The sequence below is a fragment of the Clostridium carboxidivorans P7 genome, assembly GCF_001038625.1.
Taxonomy (GTDB): Bacteria; Bacillota; Clostridia; order Clostridiales; family Clostridiaceae; genus Clostridium_AM; species Clostridium_AM carboxidivorans.
In genome coordinates this window covers 1,544,392-1,557,446 of record NZ_CP011803.1, presented here as the reverse complement: position 1 = coordinate 1,557,446, position 13,055 = coordinate 1,544,392, and the positions used below count along the sequence as shown (strand labels likewise).

The 13,055-nt window shown below is 28.5% G+C and carries 11 protein-coding genes; 5 read left to right on the top strand and 6 right to left on the bottom strand.

All coding sequences use genetic code 11. The features are described from left to right. Nucleotides 1-3: 3 nt before the first annotated feature. Complete coding sequence (locus tag Ccar_RS06700) at nucleotides 4-2,265, bottom strand: alpha/beta fold hydrolase (RefSeq protein ID WP_007061993.1); 2,262 nt, start codon at nucleotides 2,263-2,265, stop codon at nucleotides 4-6. 213 nt (nucleotides 2,266-2,478) lie between these two features. Between Ccar_RS06700 and Ccar_RS06695 the strand changes: the two genes are divergently transcribed. The 3 genes from Ccar_RS06695 to Ccar_RS06685 all read left to right on the top strand — a co-directional run bounded on the left by Ccar_RS06695 (nucleotide 2,479) and on the right by Ccar_RS06685 (nucleotide 4,482). Continuing rightward, nucleotides 2,479-3,147, top strand: a complete 669-nt coding sequence (locus Ccar_RS06695) for a hypothetical protein (protein ID WP_007065179.1) — start codon at nucleotides 2,479-2,481, stop codon at nucleotides 3,145-3,147. A 151-nt stretch (nucleotides 3,148-3,298) separates the two neighbouring features. Then, entirely contained in the window at nucleotides 3,299-4,048 is a 750-nt protein-coding gene (locus tag Ccar_RS06690; RefSeq protein WP_007061995.1) for a threonine/serine exporter family protein, read from the top strand. After that, a complete protein-coding gene (locus tag Ccar_RS06685) occupies nucleotides 4,045-4,482 on the top strand; it encodes a threonine/serine exporter family protein (RefSeq protein WP_007061996.1) in 438 nt (145 codons plus the stop codon). Before Ccar_RS06690 ends, Ccar_RS06685 begins: the two co-directional genes overlap by 4 nt. A gap of 703 nt (nucleotides 4,483-5,185) precedes the next feature. Here the strand turns inward: Ccar_RS06685 and Ccar_RS06680 are convergent. The 5 genes from Ccar_RS06680 to Ccar_RS06660 form a co-directional block, all read right to left on the bottom strand. Further along, a complete protein-coding gene (locus tag Ccar_RS06680; RefSeq protein ID WP_007065177.1) occupies nucleotides 5,186-6,409 on the bottom strand; it encodes an L-lactate MFS transporter in 1,224 nt (407 codons plus the stop codon). Nucleotides 6,410-6,557: 148 nt separating this feature from the next. Beyond that, a complete protein-coding gene (locus Ccar_RS06675; protein WP_007061999.1) occupies nucleotides 6,558-7,280 on the bottom strand; it encodes a LytR/AlgR family response regulator transcription factor in 723 nt (240 codons plus the stop codon). A 4-nt stretch (nucleotides 7,281-7,284) separates the two neighbouring features. Continuing rightward, nucleotides 7,285-8,928 (bottom strand): sensor histidine kinase, encoded by a 1,644-nt coding sequence (locus Ccar_RS06670; RefSeq protein ID WP_007062000.1) that lies wholly within the window; start codon nucleotides 8,926-8,928, stop codon nucleotides 7,285-7,287. A 152-nt stretch (nucleotides 8,929-9,080) separates the two neighbouring features. Continuing rightward, a complete protein-coding gene (locus Ccar_RS06665) occupies nucleotides 9,081-10,004 on the bottom strand; it encodes a polysaccharide deacetylase family protein (protein WP_007062001.1) in 924 nt (307 codons plus the stop codon). Nucleotides 10,005-10,322: 318 nt separating this feature from the next. After that, a complete protein-coding gene (locus Ccar_RS06660; RefSeq protein ID WP_007062002.1) occupies nucleotides 10,323-10,769 on the bottom strand; it encodes a staygreen family protein in 447 nt (148 codons plus the stop codon). Nucleotides 10,770-10,913: 144 nt separating this feature from the next. Here Ccar_RS06660 and Ccar_RS06655 point away from each other — a divergent pair, with 144 nt between their 5' ends. Both Ccar_RS06655 and Ccar_RS06650 read left to right on the top strand, forming a co-directional pair. Beyond that, a complete protein-coding gene (locus Ccar_RS06655) occupies nucleotides 10,914-11,750 on the top strand; it encodes a helix-turn-helix domain-containing protein (protein WP_007062003.1) in 837 nt (278 codons plus the stop codon). Between the two features lie 77 nt (nucleotides 11,751-11,827). Further along, on the top strand, nucleotides 11,828-13,048 hold the full coding sequence (locus tag Ccar_RS06650; RefSeq protein ID WP_007062004.1) for a multidrug efflux MFS transporter: 1,221 nt from the start codon (nucleotides 11,828-11,830) through the stop codon (nucleotides 13,046-13,048). Nucleotides 13,049-13,055 lie beyond the last annotated feature (7 nt).

The following is a 13,055-nucleotide window of genomic DNA, read 5'->3' as shown; positions in this document are numbered from 1 at the left end:
GTTTTATTTTGAATATTCATCAACCCAATTAATTATATCATTAACAACATAATCAGGCACATTAGCAGCTTTTCCGTAACCTTCCATTGATTTAGAGTTTGTTTCTATAAAAAAGTGGTTTAATTTATCATAAGATTTGTAATTTACATTTTGCTTATTTTTCAATATATTTTTCCATTTATCTAAATTAGAAACATCCACCTGGTAATCCATTTTTCCTTGAAGAATAAGAAGAGGTTCTTTTATACTTACAGCATCATTTACTTGAGTTGAATTCTTAACACTTAACCAATAATATGGATAAGCACCGAAAATCGGTGTATTTTCAGGTAAATTTCCTGGAAAGTCTTTATTTTTTACTGTACTATATACACTTTTCATTCCCTTTAACTGATTTTCATTCATCTCTCCTATTGAATTTAAATATTTACTTTGCTCTAAAAGAGTGTCAAGGAAATCTACAGGTCCAGCCATCATTATACCTCCAGCTGCCCCATTATCACCACAATCTTTTATTATTGTTGATGTAAGCATTGCTCCTAAACTGTGTCCTAAAACAAAAACTTTATTCGAATCAATGCCTTCAGTTTTCTTTAATAAATTTACAGCCTCCACTGCATCATTTACTGTTTCGCCATTTAAATCAACTTTTGTATCTACTGAACTTAATGCTCCATAATATTTTGCTCTTTTATCATAGCGCAATACTGCAATTCCCTTTGAAGCAAGTCCTGCTGATACATCCCTGAATACCTTTGTATCTCCATAGGTCTCATCCTTATCATTAGCACCACTGCCATGAACAAGTACTACTGCTGGAAATGGACCTTTCCCTTTAGGCATACTTAATACCCCTGGTAATTTATATTTTCCATCACCTATGGTTACATTCTTTTCAGTAAAGTTATCTGTATTTGCATAACTTGGCAGTTTATACTTACTATCAACTGGAGTATTTTCAAATACTAAATCGTATATTTGTCCATCATTGTCATATTTTATTTTTACATCAACAGTGGTAGAACTTCCTTCAACTTTATAAGTTAGTGTAATTACATTTCCAAGTGGTGCTTCTTCCTGCTTTACATCTATTGGTTTTGTATCAACTCCCTTAAAGCTTACACTTGAAAGATAATTTTTCATTATTCCTTCTCCATAACCTGTTTTTAAATCACTACTTAATTGTTTTAAAGCTTCATCAATATTCTTATTTGATAAATTACTTACAAAACTTTCAGCTTTAACTTTTAAATCTTGAGATAAATTTGTATCTTCATTAGAACTTAAAACACTTTCTACATTTTTTGAAACTGCACCTTCTCCTCCAAGTATTATTGTTTTTTTAAACTTTCTATCTTTTATATATTCTTTAATACTACTAATATTATTTCCATCCGTTATTACTATAGGTGCTTTAAGTTTAGCTGAAAGAGCAGTTCCAGAAAGTGCATCCGGGAAAGCTTCTCCACTGGCAATTATTACATTATCTAAATTCTCATCAAAATATTTGCATATATTCATAGAGGTTTCATATCTATCTTTACCTTGTATTCTTGCTACATCCTTTGATATTTGTTTTAATTTATCCTCTATTCCACTACTTATTGAACTGCTTCCTCCTATAACATATATTTTAGAAGGTTTAATTTCCTTTATTTTTTCTTCTGTCTTACCTGGCAAATTACTAAATGGAGTTATAAAAACAGGATATCCCTTATACGCTGCTATGCTAGATATACTTAAAGCATCGGGAAAATTATCGCCGTTTGCTATAACTATTGGGGTACCTTCCTTTACATTAGATTGATTTACTATTTTTATATTAGTTTCATATCTATCATTTCCACCTAGTCTTATTATTTTATTAAACCCTTTTTCTTTAAAATATTTCTCAAATTCACTATTTACAGAAGCTTCCCCTCCTAAAATATATATAGTACCCTCCTTCTTTAAATGATTTTCAATATAATTTATAGTTTTACTGCTATTTTGTATATTATCTCCTACAAGCATTACAGGGGAACCTCCAAGTCCTTGAAGTGAGCTGCTTGAAAGTGCATCTGCAAATCCATTACCACTAGTAACAACAACACTATCTAATTGTCCAGCTTCATAATAATTAGCTATGCTGGCCGAAGTCTCATATCTATCGTTACCATTAAGTCTCTTTATACTGATATTTCCATCTGCATAAACCGAAGAAGATATAAAAGTACATGCTGTAATAGCCAAAATTAAACTTAATCTAACATTTCTATTTAACATATTACTCCTCTTTTCTATTGATATATTTATTATACATGTTATACATTAATTATAACAGATACTTTATAAAAAGCAATATTTTCTGGATTTTTATGTAAAAACATTTGCTACTTCATATAGGAATGATTAACCAATAATTTGTAAATATTATATTAAGTCTTCTAAATATTCTTCGATATTGAAAATATATACAAAATGTAAGAAGGGATTATTATGGATTCAATTGTAATAAATAAATCAATAACTTATGAAACTAATGCTAACGAACATAAAAATTCACTTAACAATAATAAACATAAAAATGAAAATTCCAACAATAATACTATTTTTCAAAGCACAGATGATTCACACATATCTAATGATGCTATAGTTAGTTATAAATTTTTAAATCGTATTGAAAGTTCTGTAAAGGACATTACTAAATCTCCTTTCGTAGAAAAGTATAATTCAGAATATGAGAATATAAAAAAAGAAATTAATTCTGGTATTTATGGTAACAATACAAATAAGTATATGGACCTACTTGATAATGCATTTAAGGGTGCATTAAATCATGCTTCTAATATTTTACTTAAATCCTCTACTAAATCTGATAATATGAAGCTGTCTTCATCAACTTTAACTAAGAGTCAAAAACAATATGAAACAGCTACCAGCCTTGTTTGGATATTTAAAGCAGAACACAAAAAAGTTTTAAAGGAAATAGAAGAATATAAAAAGAAAAAAAATCATGAAAAAGTAGCTTCATTAACTCAACTCAGTAATACTTATAAACATGTGATAAACAATATTTCTTGTACTATAAACTTTATGCAAGAAAACATTAATGAATCCTTTGAGAAGGATTCAGAATTGCAAGATGAACAGCACTCTTCAATATAATTTTAAATCTATAATAGTCTATATAAAATAATAAATTCTATTTCTGAAACAAAAGCATTGCATTTTTTATAAATTTTTTATAAACTTTAAATGTTGAATAAGGTTGTTTATGATCTTTATTCATATAAAAAGCTTATTGAAGGAGTATACTATGGAAGCCAAACAAGTTTTGGAAATTTCTCTTTGTGCAGGACAAATGCTTTTAAGCAGTGGTGCAGAATCCTATAGAGTTGAAGAAACAATTGAAAGAATATGTAATGCATATAATCTAAAATGTGAATGTATGGTTACTGCTAAAGGAGTATTTATTTCTATAATAGATCATAATGATGAAAAAATAACTTCACTAAAAAAAATCAGAACAAGAAATGTGGATTTATATAGAATAGAATTAATTAATTCTTTTTCAAGAGATATTCAGCATGAACCCATTTCCTATGAAAAAGCTAAACAAATATTAAAAGATATAGATCAAGCTCCATATTTCAGTTTTCCAATAAGACTATTTGCTGCTAGTATGACTTCATTCATTTATTCACTATTTTTTAATGGTACTATATGTGATTCAGTAGTTTCAGTAATTATAAGTATAGTTATTTATTTCATACTAGAAAAAATATCTGGAACCGTCTTTTTACAATTTTTTCTTTCAGGTTTTATTATAGGTATTGCTAGTATAATTGCTCAAAGCTCATTACCTCTTGTAAACAAAGGTAATGTCATAACTGGATCAATAATGATATTATTACCAGGAGTTCCTCTCACCAATGGTATAAAAGATATTATATCTGGTGACTTTGAATCAGGTATAACCAAATTTGGTGAAGCAATGCTTATTATAACTGCAGTAGGAGCAGGAATTGGTTCAGCATTAACTATTGGGATGGGTGTAAAACTATGATAAAACAAATATTATTAGCATTTTTAGGCAGCATTTTTCCTGTTATTCTTTTTAATATTGATAGAAAAAAAATAATATGGGCCGGATTTTGTGGAGCTATTGGTTGGGCTGCATATCTTGCAGTTTATAAGTATACTTACAGTCCTGTTTCTTCATCCTTTGTAGGAGCATTTTTTGTAGGTATATACAGTGAATTAATGGCAAGAATACTTAAAACACCTGCTGTACAATTTTCAATACCAGGAATATTTCCTCTAGTACCTGGTATAACAGCCTATACTACTATAAACAGTATTGTAGAACAAAAGTATTCTTTAGCATCCTCTGAAGGTATGCAAACCATTGCTGTAGGAGGAGCAATTGCATTTGGCATAATGCTTTCTACAACGGCTTTTCGTTTCATTTCAAAATTAGCAAAACAAAAACTTAAGTAACTCAACTTTCACATTTTAAAAATATTGCGACATAAAGGTGCAGTGGAAGTTTGAATTTTAACTTTCATTCCGTGATATATGATAAGGGTGTCATCACAGCTAAATGTTTTAATTATTCTAAAGCTTGAAGATTTGGAAAACCTAAGAACTTTGTCAAACTCGGTTCCCTCAAACAGGACTAAAGTTCTAAGGCTTTCCCAATCTTAAAGCTAAGAATAATACTAAAACAATTTAGCTAATGTGATGACACCCTTATCATATATCACTGCATAAAAGTTAAAATTCAAACTAGTAACTTCAAGAGTACACATATAATTATATTGTTATAAGTAGTTTTAGTAAGTCAAAATTATATTTATAATCATAACTTATAATGCTTAAAAATTAAGGCGTAGCCTGCTGTTAGGCTACTATATTTCATTAAAAAACAAGTTACTTCCTATATTTATAGAAATACCTTAAAAGAAACTTATTATCTAGGTTGTTGAAAAATATAACATAAAAAACATGTAAGCATCTCATAAACATAATAATTAACAAATTTATTATTTTTGCAGGCTGCGCCATAAAGTATTATTAAAATAGCTGAAATATACATAAACTGAATAGTAGGTATTATGAAAGCTACGCTTTTTATTCAGGGTCATATAATGCCTATATTAAGTAAATAATATATTAAAACCTGCAGTATCTCCACAATCAATTATGCAACTTTATTATTTAATCTAAGATTAACTTTTTCTTTTTCAGTACTCTTGAAATTTGGAGCTTTTATAGTAGCAACTATAAAAATTGAAATTATACATAATACTCCAACTACCATGAATGTTGGTTTAAATCCACCTACTGCTGTAGATATAAAAGTTCCTGAAAGAGCTCCTATTCCAAATCCCTGATACACAATTCCATAATTTTTTGTTTGATTATTTACTCCAAAGAAATCTCCTACAATTGGAGGAAATACTGTAATGTTTCCACCAAAACAGAATGCTATTGCTGAAACACAAGCAAAGAATATTCCAAAATTTAAATGTACAAAACTCAATATGAACACTGATACTGCAGTTACTGCCATGGTGCCCAATACAACCTTCAATGCACCTAACTTATCTGATAATGCTCCTAATATAATTCTTCCTGCAGTGTTAAATATAGCTACCATAGCTACTGCATTTGCTGCAACTACAGGATTTAAGCCTGCTAATTTAACACCAATATCTTTAACAATGCCTATTAAATAAAGACCACTCATGCATGCTGTGAAAAATATTATAAACAAAAGATACACTTCTTTAGTATTTAACATTTCTTTTACAGTAAAATCATGCTTCTCTGATATATCATTATTAACATTTTCTACATTAGGAGCATCTTTCAAGAATTGAGCTCCTATAAATACTAAAATCATAGCAATTATACCCCAGTATAAGAAAGCCATGGATACTCCTTTTGAAGAAATAAGGCTTGCATTAACATATTTAAATATTAAGCTTCCTGTTCCATAAGCACCTACACAAATACCAGACATAAGACCTTTTTTTTCAGGAAACCATTTAATACAATTAGAAAGTGTAGTAATATACCCTATACCATCTGCTGCTCCAACAATCACCCCTGCTGTAATATAAAGCATAGATATTGAAGTTGCCTTAGATGTTAATAAAAGTCCAATTCCTAGTACTATACCTGATAATGATATCAGTTTTCTCATTCCTAACTTGTCCTGCATCTTTCCTGCAAATAATGTTGAAAGAGATAAAGCAAAACTTGTTATAGAAAATGTAACTGCAACAGTACTTACTCCCCATCCAAACTTATCTGAAATTGCTTGATTAAATAAACTCCAAGTATAGATTGTTCCTAAGCCTAATTGTGCAATTACTGTACCAAGTACCACTAACCATGGATTTTTTGATGTATTTTTCATTTTATACACTCCCTTTATTAAATCTTTAATAATATACTATGAAAACTTTTACTAGTGCTTAAGCTTTACTATAGCCTAATTATATATTCATAAAATATAAAATTATTAATTTAGGAATGAAATGCATAAAACTTTACATGAAATACACTTATATATTCATAATCTGTTTAAACTCTTTTATGTTGCTCCTACTTACTGGTACTTCATAATCTATATCCTGAAGTCTTAAATTATATGTATTATTAAACCATGGTATTATTTCTCTTATCTTAGTTATATTTACTATATAAGACCTATGACTCTTAAAAAACTTATCCTTTGGTAAAGTATTATAAAATTCTGATATGCTAACATTAACAGAATATTCTTCATGCTTTGTAAAGACACAAGTTATTCTTTCTTTAGCAGCACAATAATATATATCATCCATATCCACAACTATTATTTTTTCATTTTTCCACAAATTTATCTTATTACTGATAGGATTGTTATGTAAGCTAACATTCTCATGATTAAAGGTCATTTCTAATTTTTTAAGCATAGATATTATTCTAGATTCAGAATAAGGTTTAAGTATATAGTCAAAAGCTTCTATTTCAAATGCTTCTACAGCATGCTCTCTATATGCTGTTATAAAGACTATATAGGGTTTTTTAGAAAATTTACTTATATTTTTAGCAAGTAATACTCCATCTAAGGATGGTATGTTTATATCTAAAAATATAACATCAACCTCATTTTGTTGAATAAACTTCAATACCTCTATGCCATCTTCAAATTCATCTACTATTTCTATACTACTACAATTTTTAATAAAATATTTAAGTTCCTCTCTAGCTAAAAATTCATCTTCAACTATTATAGCTTTCATAAAATCACCTCGTTACATAGAATTCTATTTTAGTGCCTTTTTCTAATTTTTTTATTTTAAGTCCCTCCCCATAAATAAGCTTTAATCTTAAATGCACATTGTATAAGCCTATCTTATTTTTAGGAATATTATCATTATAAACTTTTTCTATTATACTATTATCTATACCAACGCCACTATCTACTATTGATATCTTAATCTTTTCTTCTTTTTCTTTTACACTTATAGTTACTGTACCCATTCCTTTATCTTTTAAAATCCCATGAACTATAGCATTTTCAACTAATGGTTGTATTATAAGACTAGGTATATTAACATGTATATCATCTATATCATAAATTACATTTAGTTTATTTCCAAATCTTGCTTTTTCTATTTCCACATAATCATTAACTTGTTTTAATTCTTTTTTTATATCTATAAATTCGTCATTTAACTCCAAATTGTATCTTAAGTAATTAGATAAATTTATTATAAGTTCCCTTGCCTTATCTGGATTTATTCTTATGGATGAAGCTACAGCATTTAATGCATTGAATAAAAAATGTGGGTTTATTTGAGTTTGAAGTGCTTTTAATTCTGCCTTATTTGCCATTTCTTTTATTTGTTCAACTTTAGATACCTCCATTAGTGTTGATATGATTTGTGAAAGCCCTACTGCAAGAGTTTGTAATGGATATGTTATTTTATGATCTTTTACATAATATATCTTTAAGCACCCTGTAATCTCATTCTTATCCTCAAAAGGTATTATTATAGCTGATTTTAACGCTGCATATTTATGATCTATACCATCATTTTTTATAATTATTTTACCACTGGTAATTGCATCTTTCGTATCTTCTGTTATTATTTCATGTCCTATATTATAATATTCCTTTCCAAGTCCAACATAAGCAAGTATATTTTTTTTATCAGTTATGGACACTGCATCAGCCTCTATATCTTTTTTAATAATATCGCATATCTTATTTAAAGCATCAGTATTTATATTTCTAAAATACGGCAAAGTCTTATTTGCAATATCAAGAGCAAGCTTTGCTTGCTTAGCTGCTATCTTTTCCTTTTCATTTTCAACGCTTTGAACTAACAAAACTATAAATCCAACACTAATTTCACCAAGTACCATTGGAATTCCTATTTTAGATACTATATCAAAACCAAGAGAATGAGGTTTACTGAATATTAATATAAGCACCATGGTCAATATTTCGCAAAGCATGCCTGCAGCTATACCTGCCAGCCAAGTATATTTTTTTTCAACCTTTTTATTAATATATCCAGATACTATTCCTGCAGTAATACTGCTTATTAAACAAGGAATAGATGTTATACCATGTATATCTATCAAGTACCTATGAATTCCAGACACTATTCCTGTAACTATTCCTACAACTGGCCCGAATATTACTCCTCCAGATACTATGGTAATTATTCTAACATTTATTAATGAACCTTCTACATTTAATCCCGTATAAGTTGCTAATACTGCAAATATAGAAAAAACTATACAAATAATTATATAATCTTTTTTCTCATAATTGTCTTTTAAAAAAATCTTTCTAAAGCTATGTATTCTGGTTATAATAAATATACATATAAGCAGTAGTGTAGCCCTATCTACAAATTGAAATAATAAATCATACAATGTTAATTTCTCTCTTTCTTAATAATATTTTTGCATTATAATTGTATCATTTAATTAAACATATATCTATTTATGTTTAATTAAACTTTAAAAAGATGATATAATTTTTTAAATTAACACCATCTTTTGTAATAAACTTTCATCTTAACTTGTTAATTTGGAAGCTCATCTAAAGTTTTAAATTCATATCCTTTACTCTTCCATTCCTTGATTAAACTATCTAAAATACCAGCATTAGTTTTAGACATAGCATGAAGTAAACAAATCATACCATTACGTGTGTTCTTCAAAAGAAGTGCTTTAGATTTTTCTGGATCAGGCTGCTTATTTACATCATAATCTTGATGTGCAAGAGCAAAAAATATAGATTTATAACCAATCTTTTGAGTATAGTAAAGAGACAGTTCACTAAAGGTACCTTCTGGTGGTCTGAAATATTTTGACATCTTGCATCCAGGAATACTATTTACTGCAGACTCTACTCCAGTAATTTCATCATCAAAAGCTTTTTCATTTTTGAATGTAGGCATAGATTTATGATGTACAGAATGATTTCCTATTATATGTCCTTCAGCCTTCATTCTCTTTAATAAACTGGCATTTGGAACTCCTTTAAAGCTGCCAGTTGCAAATGGCTTAGTTACAAAGAAAGCTGCATGTACATTATTTTTCTTTAATGTATCTAAAATACTAGATGTATACCCATTTTCATATCCTTCATCAAAGGTAAGATAAATAACTTTTTTTGAAGTATCTCCAAAAGCATACCCCTTATATTTTGATAATAGTGACGCATTATCTCTTGGTGAATACATCCATGACCAGGATATAGCTTTAGTGCTAAGCGATGAAGTATCTGACAACACTAAAGGAGTAAAAGCTTTTCCTTCCGTTTCAGACTTATCAATTTCTTTTTGCTTATTTTCAGAATTTTTATTGGTAGAATTATTATTTTTATCATTCATAGTAGTTTCATTTTTGTTCTCTGTATTTTTTGATGCATTTTTATTTACTGCCCCACATCCTGAAAAAAATAAAACTAAAGCCATGCATAAAGCTAAGTTCTTTTTAATCAATTTTATCCCTCCAAATATATGTCAGATTACAGCATTTTAACACTTTTCATTATACTTGGTCTATGTAAATTCAATTATTAAACAAATTCACAAAAATGCTATTAGAACTATTATAACAGAAAATTTCAATCTTTTTCCATTTTTTTAAATTTATCATAAATTTAACTTATCAGTATCAATAATTAAGGAGCTGTTACACTAAGCAATTTCTTTACAATATGGTGTTTTGCAAATTAAAACCTAACACAACACATTGTAATATTTATTCTTAGTGCCACAGCTCCATTTCTATTAATGAATTTCCGCTTTTTACTGTAATTATAAATAATTCTTAGGCCTTCCAAAGTATTTTATACCATTATATTGTGGATAAACAGATTCAAATCTAACTATTATTGGTGAATTTTTTAGAAATTGATGTACTTCAAAAAGCTTTCTATCTCCGTAGCAAATTGCTTCTAAAGCTAATGGCAATTCTCTTATAAAGATTTTATATCTTAAAGCAGCTTTATTCTTATTGTTTTCACCTCCAACATGACAAAATACATTTAAAACATATTGATTGTTTACGAATTTCCATTCTGCTAATACTTCATCCCTCTCTGATGTTATGTTTTCATAAGCATATGTTAACCCTATTACTAAAAAAAGTTCTGCTGTTTTATCCGAATGTGTTAATGTATACCTTCTTAGTATAATTGGGCTTACCTTGTTAACTCCATCCTTAAACTTTACAAAAAGCTTTTCTGGATTTAATTTTTTCAAATTTATCCTTCCTTTTAATAGCTCTCTTTACTATAATATTCATATTATTTTTAAACTGTGAAAATTGAATAATTTAAATATACATTATATAATGTGTTCAAAGCACAAGAAACAAAACTATAGTTTATAAATAGGAGAAATATTATGGACAAGAATAATCTTTATTTTCATATTCATTATTGTACTCACAGAGAAACTTATGAGGATTGGAAACAAAAACACAAGAAAAAAATTGCTAGAAAAATCAATCATCATGAACTCTTTCTTGTAACTGGTGGTAAAGGTTATATATCAACTGAAAACAGAGAATTCTTTGTAGAGAAAGGAATGTTATTTTATTTAAAACCTGACGTTTTTCATTCAATAGAACCAAATTTAAGTGAACCGCTTACCTTTTTATCTGTTCATTTTAGCTTTATTTGTGTGAATTTTTGCAATGATAAATGGAATTTATCTACTGAAATTGAATATCTAAAATTTCCTACAATGCAGAAGTTTAAAAACCATTACCCACTTTTCCATATATTTAAAAAACTTGTTGAAACATGGAGTACAAAGTTACCTGATTACGAATTTTCCTGCAGAATGATTCTTGAAGAGCTTCTACTAGAAATACATGATAATTTAAAAAGACAAGATACAAATTATTCATCAACCCTTAAAGTAGAAAAAATTATAAAATACTTACATGAAAATATAAATAAATCCATTACATTAAAAGAATTATCAGATCTTGTTTCTTTTTCTCCTAGTTATCTTTCAAGGACATTTAAGGATACAACAGGATATTCAATAATTGAATTTTTTAATAAAATGAAAATAGATAAGGCTGAAGCACTTATTATGGTTGGCGACAAAAAAATCAAAGAGATTTCTGAACTTCTAGGTTTTAAAGATGAATTTTACTTTAGTCGGCTATTTAAAAAAATCAAAGGTATAAGCCCTAAAGAATTCTACAACAAAAATGTCCATGAATATTAAAATATTTCATGTAATTAAGCCTTCTTTAAGCTTATAATTAAAATATAATTGTTAATTGCGAAAGAAGGTTGACACTATTGAAAATTTGGAAAAAGAATCTAATTGTATGTTGGTTTGGATCATTTGTAACTGCTTTAGGACTGAGCCAAATAGCACCTATAATGCCACTTTACATTAAGCAGCTTGGTGTTCACAATATCTCTGCTGTTGAACAAATATCTGGAATTGCTTTTGGAATTACTTTTGTAGTTTTAGCAATATTTTCACCAATTTGGGGCTATGCAGCTGATAAAATTGGTAGAAAACCTATGCTTTTACGTGCAAGTTTCGGTATGTGTATTGTAATTTCAACTATGGGGTTTGCACAAAATGTATATCAGCTTATTGCCTTAAGAATGCTCCAGGGAATTGTAGCAGGTTACAGCACAGCTTGTATGACATTAGTTGCAACTCAAACTGATAAAGAACATTCCGGTTGGGCGTTAGGTGTACTATCCACAGCTTCTATTTCAGGTTCACTACTTGGTCCGCTTATTGGAGGATATCTAGATGAAATTTTAGGATTACAATTCACTTTTTTCTTTACTGGTGCTCTTATGTTAGTTGCTTTTATCCTAACTTTACTATTTGTAAAAGAAGATTTTGCAGCATCTGATAAAAAAGTACTCAGTACAAAAGAGGTTTGGCATAAGCTGCCTGATTCTCATTTAATTATTGTTCTATTTGCTACTTCTTTTATTTTGCAGCTTGCATTTTTTTCTATAGAACCAATAGTAACAATATATATCTCTGAGTTATCCCGTAATTCAGCTCATATTGCCTTAATTTCTGGAATGGCTTTTTCTGCTTCAGGTGTTGCCAGCATTATCTCAGCTCCAAGACTTGGGAAGTTATCAGATAAAGTTGGACCTCAAAAAGTTATGCTTGCATCCCTTATTATAGCTGGTTTAATATTTATACCTCAAGCTTTTGTAAAAAATTCCTGGGAATTAATAATATTAAGATTTGCATTAGGTTTTGTAACAGCAGGTCTAGCACCATCAATTAACACCTTATTAAAGAAAATAACACCAGACGTTCTTACTGGAAGAATGTATGGTTTTAATATGAGTGCATTTTATTTAGGAACCTTTTCTGGTTCTTTACTTGGTGGACAAATAGCTTCACATTTTGGCATAAAATATGTATTTTTCATTACCAGCACATTACTTATTTTAAATGCTATATTGGTTTACAACAAAATATGTAAAAAATTAAATTCGGGCACTACTCCTTTATTAAAAGGTCATATGGTTTAAAAGTTAT